Raw genomic sequence first — 20,129 nt, 5'->3', positions numbered from 1 at the left:
ACGAAAATAATCCTACCTTAAAGCGCTTGATAGAAGCCGTGAAAGACATGCAAAAAGAGAGCGAGAAAGGGATTAAAAAACAAAAAATTAAAGAAGTCAAGGAGTAAGAAAAAATGAATTACCCTAATTTGCCTAATAGCGCTTTAGAGATAAGCGAACAGCCTGAAGTGAAAGAAATCACTAACGAATTGTTAAAGCAATTACAAAACGCTTTACATAGCAACGCGCTTTTTACGGATCAAATACAGCTAAGTCTTAAAGGCATCGTTAGGATTTTAGAGGTGCTTTTGAGTTTGGATTTTTTCAAAAACGCCAACGAGATTGATAGCAGTTTGAGAAATTCCATTGAGTGGCTTAAGAGCGCCGGCGAGAGCTTAAAAAACAAAATGAAAGAATACGAGCGCTTTTTCAATGATTTCAATGTTAGCATGCATGCCAACGAGCAAGAAGTAACCGCTACCTTAAACGCCAACGCACAAAACATCAAAAGCGAAGTTAAAAAGCTAGAAAATCAGATTATAGAAGCCACTACCAGGCTTTTAACGAGCTATCAAATCTTTTTAAATAACGCTAGAGATAGCGCTAACAACCAAATCACAGAGAACAAGACCGCAAGCCTAGAAGCGATCAAAGAAGCCAAAACCACCGCTAACAACGAAATAAGCGAAAAACAAACGCAAGCGATAAATAACATTAACGAAGCGAAAAACCAATCATTATCAAAACATTGATTTTTTTGAGATTGAATAAGGCGTGTTAAAAAATCACTATAATACCCCTAAAAAATGCGAGTTTTAAAGATGCCTTTATTTGATTTAAAAAGCCCTTACCCACCAGCAGGCGATCAGCCCCAAGCCATAGAAGCTTTAACGAAAAGCTTGAAAAATAACAACCATTATCAAACTCTAGTGGGGGTTACAGGGAGCGGTAAGACTTACACGATGGCTAATATCATCGCTCAAACCAATAAACCCACTCTGATCATGAGCCATAATAAGACCTTATGCGCGCAGCTTTATAGCGAGTTTAAGGCGTTTTTCCCGCATAATAGGGTGGAGTATTTTATCTCCCACTTTGATTACTACCAGCCTGAGAGCTATATCCCTAGAAGGGATTTATTCATTGAAAAAGACAGCTCTATTAACGATGACTTGGAGCGTTTGAGATTGAGCGCGACCACCTCGCTTTTAGGTTATGATGATGTGATCGTGATAGCGAGCGTTTCGGCTAATTATGGTTTGGGTAACCCTGAAGAATATTTAAAAGTCATGGAAAAAATCAAAGTGGGCGAGAAGCGTGCTTACAAGAGCTTTTTATTAAAGCTAGTGGAAATGGGTTATAGCCGTAATGAAGTGGTGTTTGATAGGGGGAGCTTTAGGGCGACGGGGGAATGCGTGGATATTTTCCCCGCTTATAATGACGCTGAATTTATCAGGATTGAATTTTTTGGCGATGAGATAGAAAGGATTGCTGTCTTTGACGCTTTAGAAAGAAATGAAATCAAGCGTTTGGATTCTGTCATGCTTTATGCGGCCAGTCAGTTTGCCGTAGGGAGCGAGAGGTTGAATTTAGCCATTAAAAGCATTGAAGATGAACTCGCTTTAAGATTGAAATTTTTTAAAGAGCAGGATAAAATGCTCGAATACAACCGCCTCAAACAACGCACCGAGCATGATTTAGAAATGATTAGCGCGACCGGTGTGTGTAAGGGCATTGAAAATTACGCACGCCATTTTACGGGTAAAGCCCCTAACGAAACGCCTTTTTGCTTGTTTGATTATTTAGGGATATTTGAGCGGGAGTTTTTAGTCATTGTGGATGAAAGCCATGTGAGTTTGCCGCAATTTGGGGGGATGTATGCAGGGGATATGAGCAGGAAAAGCGTTTTAGTGGAATACGGCTTTAGATTGCCTAGCGCTTTAGACAACCGCCCTTTAAAGTTTGATGAATTTATCCATAAAAATTGCCAGTTCCTTTTTGTGTCCGCTACGCCCAATAAGCTAGAATTAGAGCTTTCTCAAAAGAATGTCGCTGAGCAAATCATTCGCCCTACAGGGCTTTTAGACCCCAAATTTGAAGTGCGAGACAGCGATAAGCAAGTCCAGGATTTATTTGATGAAATCAAGTCAGTGGTGGCTAGAGGTGAAAGGGTGCTCATCACCACGCTCACTAAAAAAATGGCAGAAGAATTGTGTAAATATTATGCTGAATGGGGCTTGAAGGTGCGTTACATGCATAGTGAAATTGATGCGATTGAAAGAAATCACATCATCCGCTCTTTAAGGCTTAAAGAATTTGACATTTTAATAGGGATCAATCTTTTAAGAGAGGGGTTGGACTTGCCTGAAGTTTCTTTAGTAGCGATCATGGATGCGGATAAAGAAGGGTTTTTAAGGAGTGAAACAAGCCTCATTCAAACCATGGGGCGAGCCGCTAGAAACGCTAATGGTAAGGTTTTATTATACGCTAAAAAGATCACTCAAAGCATGCAAAAAGCCTTTGAGATCACTAGTTACAGGCGTGCCAAGCAAGAAGAGTTTAATAAAATCCATAACATCACCCCCAAAACCGTTACGCGCGCTTTAGAAGAGGAGTTGAAATTAAGAGACGATGAGATTAAAATCGCTAAAGCTTTAAAAAAGGACAAGATGCCTAAAAGTGAAAGGGAAAAAATCATTAAAGAATTGGATAAAAAAATGCGAGAATGCGCGAAAAATTTGGATTTTGAAGAAGCGATGCGTTTGAGAGACGAAATCGCTCAATTAAGAACGCTTTAAACGCTATCGCTTAAAAACTGCGCTTTAAAAACTATAAGTGTAGTTGAAATAAACCGAGTAATTGCGCCTGAAATCAACTTGATACAACAAGCTGTTGATCCCGTATTCTAAAAATCGTAAAACTTTTAAGACATTTTCACTATTATTGCTAATGTTATTCATGGAATAATAGTGGTTAAAATAATAAGTAGGGATTTTAATCCCAAAGCCAAATTGGTTGCGCTTATTCCCTAAACGAACCCCTAAATCCACTAAAAACTGGAAGCCGTTTGAATTCACTTTCCCGCCAAAAGTGTTTTGAAGAAGCGTTTGATACAATAACGCATCGCTCAATTTGTCATACACCCCGGCAAAAGCAACTCCTAGATTGAACCCGGCAAAAAACTTATCCCCATTATAAGCGTTAAGCAATAAATCCATATAAGTGCCGTAAGTGGAAATGATAACAGACTGCGATTCTTGAGAGCCATAAAGAGAAGCGCTCAAATCATAAAACAGCCCCCACCTGAAGCCAAACCATTTCGTCTCTTCATGCTTACCCACCCACTTATAGCCCACTTGAACGCCAAGACCATTAGACACATACGAATTTTTAAAAACAGGGCTTAGACTATCGCTGAAAATAATCTGACTTTTATTAAATCGTTGGGATAAATTCAAGTTGCTAGAGTTGTGCTGAATGCTCCCTAGTTGATACCCAAGCCCCAGATAAAACGCCGATCTATCCGCATAGCGTTTGATAGGCGAAACCACCTTTTTATTAAAAAAAGTGTAATCCCCTCTAGTCAAAACATCTTTAAAGCTCTCTGCATTAAGCGCGTAAAGCCCTAAAATTAAACATAAAGCTCGTTTCAAAAAAGCCCTTTGATTGAAATTTTAATTTTTTAAAAATTGGATTTAAACTTTATTGTATCGTTTTAAACTTTATTAAACTCATTTTCTTAAGAGGATAGGGGGTATTTTGAAATAATTCCCCTAAAACCCCCAAAAAACCCCCTAACCTTTCAAGAGCGTTTTTTTAAGAAGCTATCGTTTGATTAAAATCAAGCTTTTTTATTATATTTATTCTAAAAACGCTTTGAGTTTTTTTAAATTCTGCAACCCAACACTCCACAAGAACAAAGCCAAAAAATTTTAGGCTAAAAACGTGCCTTATCCAAACACCCTTTTAAAAATCGCCCCCACATTTTTAGTGTAATAGCTGTAATCAAAACATGCTCTGATTTCACTCTCATTCAAATATTTTTTCAAGCGTTCATCGTTGAGTAGGGCGTTTAAAAACAAATTCTCATCAGCGTTTTTAAAAGCGCCTTGTTGCAAAACCTCCCATATTTTCATCGCATTTTCTTGCACGATAGAATAGCTTTCTTCTCTGCTCAAACCTTTTTTAGGCAATTCCAATAACACCCGTTGCGAAAAGACTAGCCCCCCACTCAAAGCTAAATTTTTAAGCATGTTTTTAGGATAAACCACCAGATTTTCAATCACGCTATTCAAACGGCTAATCATAAAATCGCTAGTGATAAACAGATCAGGCAGCACAAAACGCTCCACAGAGCTATGGCTCATGTCCCTTTCATGCCATAAGGCGACATTTTCTAGCATAGGGGTAGTAAAAGAGCGAATCACCCTACAAAGCCCGGTGATATTCTCGCTCAAGATGGGGTTTCTTTTATGAGGCATCGCAGAGCTCCCTTTTTGCCCTGCTGAAAAAGCTTCTTCCACTTCATAGACTTCACTGCGTTGCAAATGGCGGATATTGACAGCGATTTTTTCACAACTGCTCGCCAAAAGAGCCAGATCGCATGCAAGCCTAGCGTAGCGGTCTCTTTGAATGACTTGATTGCTGATATTGGCGGTTTTTAAGCCTAAAAATCCGCATGCTAATTCTTCTAATTCTAAAGGGGCGTGCGCGAAATTCCCCATAGCCCCACTGATCGCTCCCACGCTGATAAATTCCATCGTTAAATCTAAGGCTTTTAAATGCCGTTTGATCTCATCAGCAAAAAGGGCTAAAACTAAGCCAAAAGTAATGGGTTCGCCAAACACCCCATGGCTTCTGCCTACCATTAGCGTGTCTTGATGTTCTAAAGCCCTGTTTTTAAGGGTTTCATAAAGATTTTGAACGCTTTTTTGAATGAGTTTTAAGCTCTTGGTCATCAATAGCGCCATAGCCGTATCAATGCAATCGCTAGAAGTGATCCCATAATGAAAAAAGCGGGATTCTTCGCCCAAGCTTTCAGCCACGCAAGTAGTGAAAGCGATTAAATCATGCTTAGTGGTTTTTTCAATTTCTTTGATGCGTTCAAGATTGAATGCCGCTTTTAAGCAGATTTTTTCACAATCGCTATCTTGGATTTGCCCAAGCTTGTTCCACGCCCTAACGACAGCTTTTTCCACTTCCAAATAAGTTTCAAATTTGGTTTGCTCATTCCATAGGGCTTTCATTTCTTCATTCGCATAGCGTTCTAACACCGACAATCCTTAAAATCAAAATGGGATCATGTTACTTTAAAGGGGTTTAAAGAATCAAGGGGATATAAAGAAGCGCAAGGCGCAAGAAAGCCCCTTGATTTCAAATTAAGAGCTATACTTTAGCTTCTTCTCTGCGTTGCAAGTATTCCCAACGCTCATTCACATCTTTTTGCAATTCTTCAATGATGTGTTCGTTTTCTTTTTTGAAAAGGTGTTTGAAGCGCTTTTGAGCCGCTAAATAATCCCTTACAGGAATGATATTTCTTGGGCGGTAAGTGATTTTCAATTCCCTGCCATTAAAGATTTCAAACAAGGGGAACATCAAGCTATCCACAGCCATATCCGCTAATTCAATGGTTTTATTGGATTCAAATTTCCATTCAGTCGTGCATGGGCTAAGAGCGTTGATGAAGCAAGGCCCTTCAGTATCTAGCGCGGTCTTAATCTTTTTATTCATGTCTTTCCATTTGTTAGGAGAGAGTTGCGCCACATAAGGGACCCCATGGCTTGCCATGATATTGACGATGTCTTTTTTCTTTTCTTTTTTACCAAAGCTAACCGATCCCGCTGGCGTGGTAGAAGTGCTAGCCCCTAATGGCGTAGAACCGCTTCTTTGACCGCCTGTATTGGCGTAGTTTTCATTATCCAAGCAGATGTAAGTCATGTCATGCCCTCTTTCCATGCAACCGCTGATGAATTGAAAACCAATATCATAACTGGCCCCATCGCCTCCAAACGCCACAAATTTTGGCTTTTGACCTTGATAGCGGCCCTTATTCACTAAAGCCTTATACATCGCTTCCACCCCTGAAATCGCTGTAGAGCCATTTTCAAAACCAATATGAATCCAAGGCACATCCCATGAAGTGTGCGGATACACCGCCGAGCATACCTCTAAACAACCGGTAGAATTGCCTAAAACAATAGGCCCATCTACAGCGTTTAAAACTTCGCGCACAATAATGCCATGCCCACAACCCGGACAAAGCAAGTGCGAGCCTTGAAATTTCTCAGCGCTTTGGCTAAAACCTTTGAGTGTTTTGACTTCTTTTACCATGATATTTCCTTTTTAAAAAAAGCTCATTTTAGGGCCGTGCAAACCTACGAATTGTTGGGTAGGGTGCGTGAGCGTGCCTTTAAGAGCGTCTTCATTGATTTCTTCAAAAATTTCGCATAAATGCGCGATTGTCATATCCCTTTCGCCTAAACCATAAATGTAGTTAGACACCACGGGGTGTTTAGTCCCTTGGGTTTGATACACCGCACTCGTTACTTCATTAAACATCGCCCCCATAGCACCCGCTGGAGAGCTCTTGTCTAAAATCGCTAGAGCCTTAAGATTTTTCAAATCCTGCCCTAATCTTTCATAAGGGAAAGGGCGCAAGGAATGGATGGTAGCCACGCCGGCCTTAATGCCTTTTTTACGCATTTCTTTGGCCGCTACGATCGCTGATTCATAAGTAGTGCCTAACGCAAAGATAGCGATTTCAGCGTCTTCTAGCTGGAAAGTTTTGGTCAAATGGTATTGTCTGCCTGTGAGTTTAGCGAAATCATTAAACACTTCTTCAATCACAGAAGACGCGCTCATGATCGCATGGTGGAGTTGGGCTTTATGCTCATAATGCCATTCTTCTTCAGCTTGCGCGCCATAGCTTACCGGTTTATCAAAATCCAAAAGGGAATGCTTGGTTTGGTATTCGCCTACGAATTGATAAGCCACTGCATCGCTCAAAGGGCGGACATTTTGCACGGTGTGCGAGCATAAAAACCCGTCTTGATTGACAATAGTAGGCACGCGCACCTTTTGATGCTCTGCGATTCTAAACGCCATTAAAGTGAAATCATAAGCTTCTTGGGGGTTGCATGTGCATAAACTGATCCAGCCTGAATCCCTGCTTAAATACATATCCGAATGATCGCCATGGATATTTAAAGGGGCTGCTAGAGCGCGATTGACTAAATTCAAAACAATAGGCAAACGCATGCCAGAAGCTTGGTATAAAACCTCTACCATTAACGCCAAACCTTGAGAGCTAGTCGCAGTGCTGACCCTTCCACCTGCTGCAGCAGCTCCCACGCATGCGCTCATAGCGGCATGCTCAGATTCCACTAAAACGAATTCGCCATCAACATAGCCATTGTCCTTAAAGGTGCCATAATTCTGCACAATGGGCGTTGATGGGGTGATAGGATAGGCTGCAATGACATCAATTTGAGCCTGTCTTAAAGCGTTAGAGCTAGCGGTATTGCCATCCCACACTTCTATCTCTTGTAATTCAATACTTCTTGCCATATTTTTTCCTTATGATTTTTTCTTTTCTTGTTTTTGCGGCCATTGAGTGAGAGCGGTAGCAGGCTCAATTTGCTCTTCAAACATCCATAGCGATTTAGGGTTGGTGGGGCAGACATCCACGCACACGCCACAGCCCTTACAATGAGAATAATCCACGCCTTTTAATTTGCCTTCTCTTGAAAGAATGGCAGCGTCTGGGCAATAAACCCAACAATTAAAGCAATTGATGCAAATATTATTGTTATGCACAGGCTTAGCCACGCGCCAATGAGCCACTGAAGTGGTGAAGTAGCTTTGCTCGGTGTAATGGCGCTCATCATTGTGTTTTTCCATTTCGCTTTGCGCGTTTTTTTCAAAAGGGAAGAGCACCGCCCCCATTTCAAATTCATTCCAATCTTTCATCTTTAATCCTTAATGTTATTGAACTTCTTCATAAGCTCTTTGGATAGCGAGCATGTTAGCGTCAATGACTTCTTGCGTGAGTTTTTTGCCTAAAACTTTCTTAAAAGCTTCTTTAAAAGCCTCAATTTCAAGCATGCCAGACACTTTCATTAACGCCCCTAGCATGGGCGTGTTGGGGATGGGGCGTTTTAAGGTTTCCATAGAGATTTTTAAACAATCCACCAAAAACACCTTACGGGTTTTTAATTCAGGTTTTTTTTCAAACAATTCTTCTTTGCTGAGATAACTAGTGATGATATAGGTCGTGTCTTCTTTTTCATTAGCGAAGATGTTTTCAATGAAAACCAAACCGGGATCAATCACCAGCACATAATCAGGCTGCATGAAGCGCTCATGGTTTAAAATAGGCTCATCATCAACGCGGTTATAAGCCATCATAGCAGCCCCCCTTTTAGCTGAACCATAAGAAGCGAACGCTTGCACTTCTTTACCTGTTTTTGAAATCACATCAGCTAACCCTTTAGCACCGGTGATAGCACCTTGGCCAGCTCGCGCATGCCATCTAATTTGAAACATGGTAATATGTCTCCTTAATATCGTATAAAATAAATTGAATTTAGCCTAGAATTATACAAGAAAAACTATTAATGTGTCTTATAACAATATCTTTTTAGGAATTTTTATAGGAAAATGGGGGCATACTTACAAGAATTATGGCTATTTTATGGCTATTTATTCTAAAAAGATAGGCGTTCTTAATCAAAACCACTAATATTTATTTTAAACTTTGTTATTATTAGGGCGTGATTTGATTTTAGTCTGTATGGGGCAAGTGTGGGGCAGGATAACAAAAGGAATTGGGTTATGGATAAAACAATGGTTAAAATATTGATGGGCATGGCGTTATTATCATCGCTTCAAGCCGCAGAGGCAGAGCTTGATGAAAAATCAAAAAAACCTAAATTTGCGGATAGGAATACCTTTTATTTAGGGGTTGGGTATCAGCTTAGCGCAATCAACACATCTTTTAGCACCGAGTCTGTAGATAAATCGTATTTCATGACTGGCAATGGCTTTGGTGTGGTGTTAGGGGGGAAATTTGTGGCTAAAACGCAAGCTGTAGAGCATGTGGGTTTCCGTTACGGGTTGTTTTATGATCAGACCTTTTCTTCTCACAAATCCTATATTTCTACCTATGGTTTGGAATTTAGCGGTTTGTGGGACGCTTTCAATTCGCCAAAGATGTTTTTAGGGTTGGAGTTTGGCTTAGGCATCGCTGGGGCGACTTACATGCCAGGAGAGGCTATGCATGGGATTATCGCTCAATATTTAGGCAAAGAAAACTCGCTTTTCCAATTGCTTGTGAAAGTGGGTTTTCGTTTTGGCTTTTTCCACAATGAAATCGCTTTCGGGTTGAAATTCCCTGTCATTCCTAACAAAAAAACGGAAATCGTTGACGGCTTGAGCGCGACCGCTTTATGGCAACGCTTGCCGGTAGCTTATTTCAATTATATCTATAATTTTTAGATATAGTTATTTAGGGATTTTAGATTTGACAAAATCAATCAACTCTCTTGTGTCTATGGTTAGGGTTAAAAATTGCTGATACATCACAAACCACTTACCCCCCTTGCCATACAAATGGTACCCATCGCCCCCACCCACAAAGCTAAAAAACGCATCCGCTCGCACGCTTAACCATTTGTTTTTATAAAGATAATAAAGGCCTATCATGTCAAAATTAGGGGCTCTATACCATGGCAATCCGGTATAAAGGGATTGGCCATAAGTGGCATAAAAATGCATTTGGGGTTTGTTGGAAAAATAGTATCTGTTAAAAATCCCAAAGCCTTTGTATTGCGCTTGGGCGTAAAATTCCCCACCAAAGCTGTTATAAAATTGAGCGTTTTTGCACTCGCTAGCATAACGCACGCAATAATGGGTTTGAGACGACTGCGTGCCAAAGGTCATGAAAATATTGTCCATATAGGGCATGAGATTTTTAAAATCCGCTTTTAAATAAGCATGGTAATAAACCCTATCTAAAATGGTAGGGTTAGAGTATTTCCCTATTTCTCCGCCTTGCGGGTTATTTTTTTGACTGAAATAGGGGTAGCCATTAGGCCATTGTGGGGTTACATCGCCTGGTTTTAAGTAAGAATTACCGCCGTAAGGATAATTATCTCCCATGCTATGAGAGCTGGCGTTATGGAAAATGACAAGCTGCCCCCCCAAACCTAAATACCCTTTAAGAAACTGAAATTCTGAAGAAACAAAATACAAGAATTGATCAAAATCGTAATTTTTCTTTTTGGGCTGGTTGTTCCAATTACGCCCCCCATACCAATCCACAACGCCCTCAAACCACCCATTCCACCAACGATTGGGATCATAAGCCGGTTTGAATTGAAACGCTCCTCCCCTAAAAGTAGGGTCTATAAACCAAAAAAGTTTTTTAAAAGCGCTTAAAGGGTAATGCCCTATTTGATAGCTTCGTGGCACAATGCCTAAAAAAAACCTCAAATTTTTCCCTATGTATTGGTAATACATCGTAACCCCCCACGAATAAGGGAAATAGCTATAATGCGTGTGTAAATTTTGAATGAACCACGCTCCAAACATCAAGGCCTGTCTTTTGTCTAATTGAACGCCGATTTGAGGCATGAGACGACCTTGCATTTTGGTTAGGCTATTCCAATAGGGGTTGTTATTTGGGGCCACTAAATTGAAATTAAAGCTCATGAACTTCAAGTCATAGACAAAACTAGCCGCTTTCATTAAGGGTGGTATGAAAAAACCTGAAATTAACAACGCATAAAGAGATTTTTTTAAGAAAATCAAATCAGAATTCAGCCCCTTTCATCATCTTTTAAAATTGCAGCATTTAAAATGGCGGCACTTAAAGACAAGATACGATTTTAAATTAATTTGCTTTAAAAACAACATAAAACCAAAAACAGAACCCTTTCAAGTTCGGTTTTTTTTTTTTTTTTGGATAAAATAGCTTTAAAAAAGGGTGTTTCATTTTTTATGACTTCAGCTTCAAGCCATTCTTTTAAAGAACAAGATTTTCATATCCCTATCGCTTTTGCTTTTGATAAGAATTACCTCATTGCTGCGGGCGCGTGTCTTTATTCCTTGCTAGAAAGCATCGCTAAGGCTAATAAAAAAATCCGTTACACCCTACACGCTTTAGTGGTAGGCTTGAATGAAGAAGATAAAGCAAAGCTTAATCAAATCACAGAGCCTTTTAAAGAATTTGCTGCTTTAGAAGTGAAAGATATTGAACCTTTTTTAGACACTATCCCTAACCCTTTTGATGAGGATTTCACCAAGCGTTTTTCTAAAATGGTGTTAGTGAAGTATTTTCTAGCGGATTTATTCCCCAAATATTCTAAAATGGTGTGGAGCGATGTGGATGTTATCTTTTGTAATGAATTTAGCACTGATTTCTTAAACATTAAAGAAGATGATGAGAATTATTTTTATGGGGTTTTAGAAGTTGAAAAGCACCACATGATGGAAGGGTTTTTGTTTTGCAATTTAGATTACCAACGCAAGAAAAATTTCACCTTAAGAATGCATGATCTTTTAAAGGGGAATGAGGCTAAAGGGGAGTTGGATTTTACGAAATGGTGTTGGCCTAACATGAAAGCTTTAGGGATTGAATATTGCGTTTTCCCTTATTATTACACCATTAAAGATTTTTCTAACGCGTATTTAAACGAGAATTACAAGAAAACCATTTTAGAGGCGCGAGAAAACCCTACCATTATCCACTATGACGCTTGGTGGGGAGCGGTGAAGCCTTGGGACTATCCTTTTGGTTTAAAAGCGGATTTATGGCTGAACGCTTTGGCTAAAACCCCATTTATGAGCGACTGGATTGATTCGATTGCTAGGGTGGAAATAGGCAGTGAAAAATGGCATCGCTACCACAGCATCGTTGCCTATCACTACTACTTTCCCCTATGGAAGACTGAAGAGCAGATCGCCCACGACGCACTCAAGACCTTTTTAGACCATTATTTTTCGTGCATCCATGCCACAATCAAGCAAGAAAATCTCGGAATGTTCTTGAACCACTACTTCTCGCATGCCCATGCAGAGATCAAAGAAAACTCCCTTGAAGCGTTCTTGAACCACTACTTCTCGCATGTTTATAGGCTCCCTAAAAACGCACGAAAGAGACTCCTTAGGGTGTTTATCAAACACTGCATCCTCATACCACTCAAGAGTTTTATTAGCAAAACCCTTAAAATCCTAGGACTTCATGGGATTGTTAAAAAAATCCTACTCAAGCTCTTAAAAAAGAGCTAGAGTCAAAGCCTTTAATCAAACGATTTTTTCATATCAATCACATAGCGGAATTTCGCTTTCCCATGGATTAGGTTGTGATAGGCGTTGTCAATATCCTTGCCTAAAATCAAATCTATTTCGGGGTAAATATTGTGTTTGATAGAAAAATCCATCATCTCTTGGGTTTCTTTAATGCCCCCAATCAATGAGCCATAAACCTTGCGATTGCTTAAATAGATAAAATCAAAAACGCTAAGTGCTGGAGCGACTTCTACAGGGGGGAGTCCCACAAGGGCTAGATCACCATTATAAGTTAAGAGCTTGAGGTAGTCTTTTAAATCATAATGGGTAGGAATGGTTGAAATGATAAAATCCAATTCTTCTTTGCATTGTTTAGGGTCAGTGTAGAAATGTTTAACCCCCATGCTTAAAGCGTCTTGCTTTTTGTGTTCGTTTCTTGCAAAAACGCTCACTTCAGCCCCCATAGCCACAGCGTATTTAACCGCCATGCTTCCTAGCCCGCCAAACCCAGCGACGCCAACTTTTGTGCCTTTAGTAACCTTAGAAAATTTTAAGGGCGAATAAGTGGTGATGCCCGCGCAAAGCAAGGGGGCTACTTTTTCTAAAGGAGCGTTTTTATCCACGCTAATCACATAGTTTTCATCCACTACAATATTATTAGAGTAACCGCCCATGTGGGGTTCGTTGTCATGGAAAGAATCCAAACAATCATAAGTAAATACCACTTTGGCGCAAAATTGCTCTTGGTGTTCTTTACAGGGCTTACACTCTTTGCATGAATTGACAAAACAGCCCACGCCCACCACATCGCCAACCTTAAATTTCTTAACTTCCTTACCCACTTCTTTGATGACCCCAGCAATTTCATGCCCAGGAACCATAGGATAAATGCCTTCTCTCCATTCGCTATAAGCGCTATGAATATCGCTATGGCAAATCCCTGCATAAAGAATGTCAATCAGCACATCTTTAGGGCCTACAGCATGGCGGCTAAAATCATGGGGTTTGAAATGCCCGTCTTTAGAAAAAATAGCAAAACCTTTAGATGGAACTCTCATTAAAACTCCTTGTTTGATTAAAATACCGCTATTGTATCGTTTTTATGGTTTGCTTATGTTTTTATAGGTTTAACTAATTTTATAGCTGTTGGTTATATGGTAGCGTTGTTTGGTGCATTTAAACGCACCCCTTACACTAATCGCTTTTATCTTAAGCGGCTACTATTTGCTAAATTTTATCATGCAGTAAATAATTCTCTAACGCAATGCCTGCCCCATCAAGTCCCGGAGTTTTTTTCATCACGACATGCACAGGGATAGAAGCGAGAAACGCTCCCATGCGCCCTTTCGTTTCAAAACGCGCTCTAAAGGGCGAAGTTTTAAAATAATCAATGAATCGTGGGATAATCCCCCCACACAAATACACGCCCCCTCTAGCCCCCAAAGTGAGAGCCACATCAGCAGCGAGCGTGCCTAGCATGGAGCAAAAAGTGTCCAAGGTCAATCGGCATATAGGGTAATCCCCATTCAAAGCGCGTTCGCTAATGATTTGTGGGGTTAATTCAGCCTTGCTCAATTTCGCCACTTTTTCTAAGCCTTTGCGTTTAGACAGGGCTTCATAAATCAGCACCAAGCCGCTCCCGCTCAAAAACCTTTCCGCGCTCACATGGTTGAATTTAGAGCGGGCGTATTGCCACACTAAAATTTCTAAATCATCAAAAGGGGCAAAGCTCACATGCCCTCCTTCACCGGGTAAGACTTTCAAAGAGCCATCGCTGTTTTGGATAAGAGTGCTTACCCCAAGCCCGGTTCCTGGCCCTAAAATCGCTTTAGGAGCGTTGATTTCGCACTTAATCCCGCCTATTTGAGCCAGATCGTTTTCTTGCATCGCGCTAATGGCATAGGCTTGCGCGACAAAATCATTGATGACAAGCAATTTTTTTAAAGTCAAACATTGCCGTGTCGTTTCAATAGAAAAAGTCCAATGGTTGTTCGTCATTTGGACAAAATCCCCCATAATAGGCGTAGCCACAGCAAAAGAGCCATAAATAGGGTGCAGTTTAAGGCTTTCTTTGCATTTAGAAAGGTAAAACCGTACCGCATCGCTCAAGCTTTCAAAATCTTCGCACCTCAAGACTTCAACGCATTCAATCTGTCGTGGGGCGACTTCCAAACCAAAACGCGCATTTGTGCCGCCAATATCGGCTAAGAGTCTTGGGTAAGTTTCAGTTTTTGGCATAAAACACCTCCGTGGTAACTTTTTTAGAGTGTAAAATCCGAGCAATCGGCAGAGAATAGGGGGCGGTTTCTTTTAAAGCTTTTTCTAAAACCTCCCTTTTTTCTACTCCGCTAATGCTTAAGAAAAGTTTTTCGCAATTTTCTAAGGCGTTGATAGACATGCTCAAGCGCTCATAAGGAGCGTTAGCGGGCGTAGTCAAAACGATATTTTCTTTTTCTTCGTTTAAAAAAGCGCTTGTTTCAGGAAAAAGGCTAGCCGTATGCCCATCAGTCCCCATGCCCAAAATGGCTAAATGGGGCTGTTTGAAATGCTGGTTAGCAAAATTAAAAAGCGCGTTTGTATCGCTAGAAATCTTTTCAGGCAAAAGCGGGATGAAAGAAGCTTTTAAGGCGTTATTTTGCAACAAGTAGTCGTGCAATAATTTGGTGTTGCTATCATCATGATTTGTGTCTATAATGCGTTCATCCACCAAACTGATTAAACACGCATGCCATTTGAGATCTAAAACGCTCAATTTTTGCAACAAGCTAATGGGCGAACGGCCCCCAGAAAAAGCGATAGAAACTTGATGGTGCTTTTTTAAGGCGGTGTTAAAAAATTCTTTAAAACGCTCTGTTAAAGCCTTGTGGCAATTTTCTAAATTTTCAAATTCAAACAATTGATAACCCATGAAATCCCTTTCATTGATAGAGTGGTTTTAAAAATTCGGATTCGTTTAGATTGTGGCTTTCATAGGAATATAAGGGCGTGGCGTTATTCATAAAACCTTCTATGAGCGTGTCAATAAAAACCCATGACGCTTCCAATTCCAACTGGTGGGCGAAATTATTGTGGTTATTTTGTATCGCATCATGGAGCAATTTAGCATAGGGCTGCAAAAATTCTTGTTTGTGGTGGGTTTCTAAAATAAGGGGGTTTTGATGATCTTTTAGGGTAAGGGTGATTTTATCTTGAGAGAGAAAAAATTCTAGCGTATTGATTGCATTAAAATGGATTTTCACGCTCGCTTGGTTGTGGGGCATTTTTTTAGCGTGCTTAAGGTAGAAAGGCACGCCTTTAAATTTAGGCGTATCCAAAAAGGCTTTAATAGCGACAAAAGTCTCTGTCTGGCTCTCTTTATGGACTTTATTTTCATCTCTATAGCCTTGATACTGGGCCCGAATAACCTGTTTTTTAAAATCTTTAGGGGGTTGTAAGGTTTTTAAAACTTTGATTTTTTCTTTCCTTAAGTCTTTTAAATCGTTGGGTAAATCTGTAGCGATAAGGGATAAAACTTGCAAGAGATGGTTTTGAACCATATCCCTTAAAGCCCCGATTTTATCGTAAAATTCGCCCCTTTCTTCCACCCCTAAAGTCTCATACACGCAGATTTCAACCGCGCTGATTTGATCCCATAAAATGTTTAAGATAGGGTTATTTAAGCGCAATTCAAGGATATTTTGAACGCCCTTTTTCCCTAAATAATGATCGATTCTAAAGATTTGTTCTTCTTTAAAAAAAGCGCTAATGCTTTGGAAAATCTCCTTACAAGTCTTTAAATCATGCCCTAAAGGCTTTTCTAAAATCAAGCGCGCATTAGCGTGATTGAGCGCGTTTTTGGCGAGATGTTGGGCGGTCGTTGCAAAAAAACTAGGGGAGATAGAAAAGTAAAAAATCAAGGGTTTATTTTTTGTAGCGATTTTACTCAATTTTTCAAAGTCTTTAGGGTTATCCAAACGAACGCAAAAATAACTGATATGGGCTAAAAATTCCCTACCCTTTTCTCTTGAATGCAGTTGTGTCTTTTCGCAAAGAAGCGCTAAAAATTCTTCATTGGATAGCTCCTTACGCCCAGATGCGATAATCTTAGAATCTTTTTTAAAACCATAATGGGTATAAATTTCATAGAGCGAAACAAAGAGCTTTCGCATGGCTAAATCCCCAGTCGCGCCAAAAAGAACCAAATCAAAATCTAACATCAATAACCCTTTTAGAGTGTTTTTGAGTTATTATTATATATTAAATCTTAATTGAAGGGGTGTTCATGCCTAAGCATTCTTTAGAACAAATCAAAGAAAAAATTACAGAGCGTAGCAAAAAAACCAGAGAACTTTATTTAGAAAACATCTTTAACCCTAAAAACCAGCCCAAGATTGAGAGTTTGGGTTGCGCGAATATTGCACATGTGACAGCGAGCATGCCAGAGCATTTAAAAATGCCTTTAGGGTCGCATAAAAGAAAGCATTTTGCGATTATCACGGCTTATAATGACATGCTTTCAGCCCACCAGCCTTTTAAAAATTATCCTGATTGGATTAAAAAAGAATTGCAAGAGCATAACGCTTATGCGAGCGTCGCTAGTGGGGTGCCAGCGATGTGTGATGGTATCACGCAGGGTTATGATGGCATGGAATTGAGCTTATTCAGTAGAGATGTGATCGCCTTAAGCACCGCCGTAGGGTTGAGCCATAATGTTTTTGATGGGGCGTTTTTTTTGGGCGTGTGCGATAAAATCGTGCCAGGCTTACTCATAGGAGCGTTAAGCTTTGGGAATTTAGCGAGCGTGTTTGTGCCAAGCGGGCCTATGGTGAGCGGGATAGAAAATTATAAAAAAGCCAAAGCACGCCAGGATTTTGCAATAGGAAAGATCAACAGAGAAGAGCTTTTAAAAGTGGAAATGCAAAGCTATCATGATGTGGGCACTTGCACTTTTTATGGCACGGCTAATTCTAACCAAATGATGATGGAGTTTATGGGGTTGCATGTGGCTAATTCTAGCTTTATTAACCCTAACAACCCCTTACGGAAGGTTTTAGTAGAAGAGAGCGCGAAAAGATTAGCGAGTGGGGAAGTCCTGCCTTTAGCCAAACTCATTGATGAAAAAAGCATTCTTAACGCTCTCATAGGCTTAATGGCAACAGGGGGTTCTACTAACCACACTTTACATTTGATCGCTATCGCTAGATCTTGTGGGGTGATCCTCAATTGGGACGATTTTGACGCAGTTTCTAACCTCATACCCCTTTTAGCTAAAGTCTATCCTAACGGATCAGCGGATGTGAACGCTTTTGAAGCGTGTGGGGGCTTAGCGTTTGTGATCAAAGAATTGTTAAAAGAGGGGCTTTTATTTGAAGACACGCATACCATTATGGATACAAAAACGCAAAAAGGCATGCAAAATTACACCAAAACCCCCTTTTTAGAAAACGGCCAATTGGTGTATAAAGACGCTGTTAATCATAGCCTGAATACGGACATTTTACGCCCTGTTAGCGAGCCTTTTGCCGCTAATGGGGGGCTTAAAATCTTAAGGGGTAATTTAGGGCGGGCCGTGATTAAAATCTCAGCCATTAAAGATGAGCACAGGAAAGTCAAAGCCAGAGCGATTGTTTTTAAAACCCAAAGCGAATTTTTAGAACGCTTTAAAAATAAAGAATTAGAAAGGGATTTTGTCGCTGTCTTGCCTTTCCAAGGGCCTAAATCTAACGGCATGCCAGAATTGCACAAACTCACCACGAATTTAGGGGCTTTGCAGGATATGGGCTATAAGGTCGCGCTTGTTACGGATGGGCGCATGAGCGGGGCGAGCGGGAAAGTGCCTAGCGCGATTCATTTAAGCCCTGAGGGGGCGTTAAACGGGGCGATCATTAAGATTAAAGATGGCGATTTGATAGAATTAGACGCTCCTAATAACGCCTTGAATGTGCTTGAAAAGGATTTTGAAAAGAGAGGCATCAACCCCTTGTTTTTAGAAACCTTAGAAAATTTAGAAAAGCCTACTTTTGGGTTGGGTAGGGAATTGTTTACGAGTTTGAGATTGAATGTTAATACCGCTGAAGAGGGTGGCATGAGTTTTGGCATAAAGGTATAAAAATATAAAGGAGATAAAATGCAAGATAAAATAATAGAGGTTTTACAAATCAGCCCCATTGTCCCTGTGGTGGTGGTTGAAAATATAAAAGACGCTGTGCCTTTAGCGCAAAGCCTGATAGAGGGGGGTATTCCAATCATAGAAGTTACTTTGCGCTCCAGTTGCGCTTTAGAAGCCATAGAGCTTATCGCTAAAAATGTGCCAAAAATGCGCGTGGGTGCTGGCACGATCCTAAACCTTACTCAATTAGAGCAAGCACAAAATAGGGGGGCAGAGTTTTTGATTAGCCCGGGTCTTACGATAAAGCTTTTAGAACACGCAAAGAAAAAAGACATGCCTCTAATACCCGGAGTTTCTAGCAGTAGTGAAGTCATGCAAGCCTTAGAATTGGGCTATAGCGCTTTAAAATTTTTCCCGGCAGAGTATTGCGGGGGCGTTAAGCTTTTAAACGCTTTTAATGGCCCTTTTAAAGGGGTGAAATTTTGCCCTACTGGGGGGATTAGCGCAGATAACATGCGTTCTTATTTAAATTTAGAAAATGTTTTGTGCGTGGGAGGGAGCTGGCTTACCCCTAAAAATTTGATTCAAAACAAAGAGTGGGATAAAATCACAGAAATTTGCAAGCGATCGCTAGCTTTAAGATAACAAAAAGATCATGGCATTTTGTATTTGCTTAATAACACTATAATAAAATTTTTAATAAGGAGATACATCATGTTAGAAAATGTCAAAAAATCCCTTTTTAGGGTTTTGTGTTTGGGTGCGTTGTGTTTAGGGGGGCTAATGGCAGAGCAAGACCCTAAAGAGCTTGTGGGTTTGGGGGCAAAGAGCTACAAAGAGCAAGATTTCACTCAAGCTAAGAAGTATTTTGAAAAAGCTTGCGATTTGAAAGAAAATAGTGGGTGTTTTAATTTAGGGGTGCTTTATTATCAAGGGCAAGGGGTGGAAAAGAACTTGAAAAAAGCCGCTTCATTTTACGCTAAAGCTTGCGATTTGGATTACAGCAATGGGTGTCATTTGCTAGGGAATTTATATTACAGCGGGCAAGGCGTGTCTCAAAACACCAATAAAGCCCTACAATACTATTCTAAAGCGTGCGATTTGAAATACGCTGAAGGGTGCGCGAGCTTAGGGGGGATTTATCATGATGGTAAAGTGGTAACTAGGGATTTTAAAAAAGCGGTGGAATATTTCACTAAAGCTTGCGATTTAAACGATGGCGATGGTTGCACGATACTAGGGAGCTTGTATGATGCAGGCAGAGGCGCACCTAAAGATTTGAAAAAGGCGCTCGCTTCGTATGACAAAGCTTGCGATTTAAAAGACAGCCCGGGGTGCTTTAACGCAGGGAATATGTATCATCATGGCGATGGCGTGGCGAAGAATTTTAAAGAGGCGCTCGATCGCTATTCTAAAGCATGCGAGATGCAAAATGGCGGAGGGTGTTTCAATTTAGGGGCCATGCAATACAATGGCGAAGGCGTAACAAGGAATGAAAAGCAAGCCATAGAAAACTTTAAAAAAGGCTGTAAATTGGGCGCTAAAGGGGCATGCGATATTCTCAAGCAGCTTAAAATCAAAGTTTAGTTTGAATAAGGCTTGATTGAACGGCTTTAAAAAAGCGGTCTTCTTGGGTTAGGGGGATTTTAGGGGAGGATTATTTTAAAATACTTCCTATCCCCTTAAGATAATGAGTTTAAACCACCCAAGCAGAAATCCCAAATATCTTTAGTGTTTGGGATGAATGCTTTAGTTCCGCTAGGAACTATAAAAA

The 20,129-nt window shown here is 40.3% G+C and carries 18 protein-coding genes; 7 read left to right on the top strand and 11 right to left on the bottom strand.

The genetic code is table 11. The annotated features are described in order from the left end of the window. Positions 1-113 precede the first annotated feature (113 nt). A complete protein-coding gene (locus G6069_RS07285) occupies positions 114-731 on the top strand; it encodes an ATP synthase subunit B family protein (protein ID WP_197293856.1) in 618 nt (205 codons plus the stop codon). A 69-nt stretch (positions 732-800) separates the two neighbouring features. After that, a complete protein-coding gene (gene uvrB / locus G6069_RS07280) occupies positions 801-2,777 on the top strand; it encodes an excinuclease ABC subunit UvrB (RefSeq protein ID WP_197293855.1) in 1,977 nt (658 codons plus the stop codon). Positions 2,778-2,801: 24 nt separating this feature from the next. On the opposite strand, the gene G6069_RS07275 is transcribed toward uvrB, so the two are convergent. The 6 genes from G6069_RS07275 to G6069_RS07250 all read right to left on the bottom strand — a co-directional run bounded on the left by G6069_RS07275 (position 2,802) and on the right by G6069_RS07250 (position 8,523). After that, positions 2,802-3,632 carry an outer membrane protein gene (locus tag G6069_RS07275; protein ID WP_197293854.1) on the bottom strand — a complete coding sequence of 277 codons (831 nt, stop codon included), beginning with the start codon at positions 3,630-3,632 and terminating at the stop codon, positions 2,802-2,804. A gap of 297 nt (positions 3,633-3,929) precedes the next feature. Then, complete coding sequence (gene purB, locus G6069_RS07270) at positions 3,930-5,252, bottom strand: adenylosuccinate lyase (protein WP_120861498.1); 1,323 nt, start codon at positions 5,250-5,252, stop codon at positions 3,930-3,932. 112 nt (positions 5,253-5,364) lie between these two features. Continuing rightward, positions 5,365-6,309 carry a thiamine pyrophosphate-dependent enzyme gene (locus G6069_RS07265; RefSeq protein ID WP_000238147.1) on the bottom strand — a complete coding sequence of 315 codons (945 nt, stop codon included), beginning with the start codon at positions 6,307-6,309 and terminating at the stop codon, positions 5,365-5,367. Positions 6,310-6,321: 12 nt separating this feature from the next. After that, positions 6,322-7,545: a 2-oxoacid:ferredoxin oxidoreductase subunit alpha gene (locus G6069_RS07260; RefSeq protein WP_079338106.1), complete on the bottom strand. Its 1,224-nt coding sequence runs from the start codon at positions 7,543-7,545 to the stop codon at positions 6,322-6,324. 9 nt (positions 7,546-7,554) lie between these two features. Next, positions 7,555-7,947, bottom strand: coding sequence for a 4Fe-4S dicluster-binding protein (locus G6069_RS07255; protein ID WP_000656174.1), 393 nt, complete (start codon positions 7,945-7,947; stop codon positions 7,555-7,557). Positions 7,948-7,962: 15 nt separating this feature from the next. Beyond that, positions 7,963-8,523 (bottom strand): pyruvate flavodoxin oxidoreductase subunit gamma, encoded by a 561-nt coding sequence (locus G6069_RS07250; RefSeq protein ID WP_000486469.1) that lies wholly within the window; start codon positions 8,521-8,523, stop codon positions 7,963-7,965. A gap of 288 nt (positions 8,524-8,811) precedes the next feature. On the opposite strand from G6069_RS07250, the gene G6069_RS07245 reads away from it, so the two are divergent. Beyond that, complete coding sequence (locus tag G6069_RS07245) at positions 8,812-9,474, top strand: outer membrane protein (RefSeq protein ID WP_143425868.1); 663 nt, start codon at positions 8,812-8,814, stop codon at positions 9,472-9,474. Between the two features lie 6 nt (positions 9,475-9,480). Here G6069_RS07245 and G6069_RS07240 read toward each other — a convergent pair whose 3' ends face one another. Continuing rightward, positions 9,481-10,788: a hypothetical protein gene (locus G6069_RS07240; protein WP_197293853.1), complete on the bottom strand. Its 1,308-nt coding sequence runs from the start codon at positions 10,786-10,788 to the stop codon at positions 9,481-9,483. 189 nt (positions 10,789-10,977) lie between these two features. Here G6069_RS07240 and G6069_RS07235 point away from each other — a divergent pair, with 189 nt between their 5' ends. Then, on the top strand, positions 10,978-12,267 hold the full coding sequence (locus tag G6069_RS07235; protein ID WP_197293852.1) for a glycosyltransferase family 8 protein: 1,290 nt from the start codon (positions 10,978-10,980) through the stop codon (positions 12,265-12,267). A gap of 11 nt (positions 12,268-12,278) precedes the next feature. Here the strand turns inward: G6069_RS07235 and G6069_RS07230 are convergent, their stop codons facing one another. The 4 genes from G6069_RS07230 to G6069_RS07215 form a co-directional block, all read right to left on the bottom strand. Then, positions 12,279-13,325, bottom strand: a complete 1,047-nt coding sequence (locus G6069_RS07230; protein WP_197293851.1) for an NAD(P)-dependent alcohol dehydrogenase — start codon at positions 13,323-13,325, stop codon at positions 12,279-12,281. Between the two features lie 169 nt (positions 13,326-13,494). Further along, positions 13,495-14,505 (bottom strand): glucokinase, encoded by a 1,011-nt coding sequence (locus tag G6069_RS07225; RefSeq protein WP_060474887.1) that lies wholly within the window; start codon positions 14,503-14,505, stop codon positions 13,495-13,497. Further along, a complete protein-coding gene (pgl, locus tag G6069_RS07220) occupies positions 14,492-15,175 on the bottom strand; it encodes a 6-phosphogluconolactonase (RefSeq protein ID WP_197293850.1) in 684 nt (227 codons plus the stop codon). The genes G6069_RS07225 and pgl overlap by 14 nt, the downstream gene beginning before the upstream one ends. Positions 15,176-15,185: 10 nt before the next feature. Beyond that, positions 15,186-16,463, bottom strand: coding sequence for a glucose-6-phosphate dehydrogenase (locus G6069_RS07215; protein ID WP_197293849.1), 1,278 nt, complete (start codon positions 16,461-16,463; stop codon positions 15,186-15,188). Positions 16,464-16,528: 65 nt separating this feature from the next. Here G6069_RS07215 and edd point away from each other — a divergent pair, with 65 nt between their 5' ends. The 3 genes from edd to hcpC all read left to right on the top strand — a co-directional run bounded on the left by edd (position 16,529) and on the right by hcpC (position 19,942). Continuing rightward, positions 16,529-18,355, top strand: a complete 1,827-nt coding sequence (gene edd / locus G6069_RS07210) for a phosphogluconate dehydratase (protein ID WP_197293848.1) — start codon at positions 16,529-16,531, stop codon at positions 18,353-18,355. A gap of 18 nt (positions 18,356-18,373) precedes the next feature. Then, positions 18,374-19,000, top strand: a complete 627-nt coding sequence (locus G6069_RS07205; protein WP_197293847.1) for a bifunctional 4-hydroxy-2-oxoglutarate aldolase/2-dehydro-3-deoxy-phosphogluconate aldolase — start codon at positions 18,374-18,376, stop codon at positions 18,998-19,000. 69 nt (positions 19,001-19,069) lie between these two features. Beyond that, on the top strand, positions 19,070-19,942 hold the full coding sequence (hcpC, locus tag G6069_RS07200) for a Sel1-like repeat protein HcpC (protein ID WP_197293846.1): 873 nt from the start codon (positions 19,070-19,072) through the stop codon (positions 19,940-19,942). Positions 19,943-20,129: the final 187 nt, after the last annotated feature.

The organism is Helicobacter pylori (genome assembly GCF_017594925.1).
GTDB lineage: Bacteria > Campylobacterota > Campylobacteria > Campylobacterales > Helicobacteraceae > Helicobacter > Helicobacter pylori_DP.
Note: the sequence above shows the minus strand (reverse complement) of the source record. Positions and strands in the feature narration are given on the sequence as shown.

What these genes read in the sequence shown, in the direction of transcription:
- G6069_RS07285 (WP_197293856.1), top strand. Translation starts at nt 114, where the DNA reads ATGAATTACCCTAATTTGCCTAATAGCGCTTTAGAGATAAGCGAACAG.
- uvrB (WP_197293855.1), top strand. Translation starts at nt 801, where the DNA reads ATGCCTTTATTTGATTTAAAAAGCCCTTACCCACCAGCAGGCGATCAG.
- G6069_RS07265 (WP_000238147.1), bottom strand. Translation starts at nt 6,309, where the DNA reads ATGGTAAAAGAAGTCAAAACACTCAAAGGTTTTAGCCAAAGCGCTGAG.
- G6069_RS07260 (WP_079338106.1), bottom strand. Translation starts at nt 7,545, where the DNA reads ATGGCAAGAAGTATTGAATTACAAGAGATAGAAGTGTGGGATGGCAAT.
- G6069_RS07255 (WP_000656174.1), bottom strand. Translation starts at nt 7,947, where the DNA reads ATGAAAGATTGGAATGAATTTGAAATGGGGGCGGTGCTCTTCCCTTTT.
- G6069_RS07250 (WP_000486469.1), bottom strand. Translation starts at nt 8,523, where the DNA reads ATGTTTCAAATTAGATGGCATGCGCGAGCTGGCCAAGGTGCTATCACC.
- G6069_RS07245 (WP_143425868.1), top strand. Translation starts at nt 8,812, where the DNA reads ATGGATAAAACAATGGTTAAAATATTGATGGGCATGGCGTTATTATCA.
- G6069_RS07235 (WP_197293852.1), top strand. Translation starts at nt 10,978, where the DNA reads ATGACTTCAGCTTCAAGCCATTCTTTTAAAGAACAAGATTTTCATATC.
- G6069_RS07230 (WP_197293851.1), bottom strand. Translation starts at nt 13,325, where the DNA reads ATGAGAGTTCCATCTAAAGGTTTTGCTATTTTTTCTAAAGACGGGCAT.
- G6069_RS07225 (WP_060474887.1), bottom strand. Translation starts at nt 14,505, where the DNA reads ATGCCAAAAACTGAAACTTACCCAAGACTCTTAGCCGATATTGGCGGC.
- pgl (WP_197293850.1), bottom strand. Translation starts at nt 15,175, where the DNA reads ATGGGTTATCAATTGTTTGAATTTGAAAATTTAGAAAATTGCCACAAG.
- G6069_RS07215 (WP_197293849.1), bottom strand. Translation starts at nt 16,463, where the DNA reads ATGTTAGATTTTGATTTGGTTCTTTTTGGCGCGACTGGGGATTTAGCC.
- edd (WP_197293848.1), top strand. Translation starts at nt 16,529, where the DNA reads ATGCCTAAGCATTCTTTAGAACAAATCAAAGAAAAAATTACAGAGCGT.
- G6069_RS07205 (WP_197293847.1), top strand. Translation starts at nt 18,374, where the DNA reads ATGCAAGATAAAATAATAGAGGTTTTACAAATCAGCCCCATTGTCCCT.
- hcpC (WP_197293846.1), top strand. Translation starts at nt 19,070, where the DNA reads ATGTTAGAAAATGTCAAAAAATCCCTTTTTAGGGTTTTGTGTTTGGGT.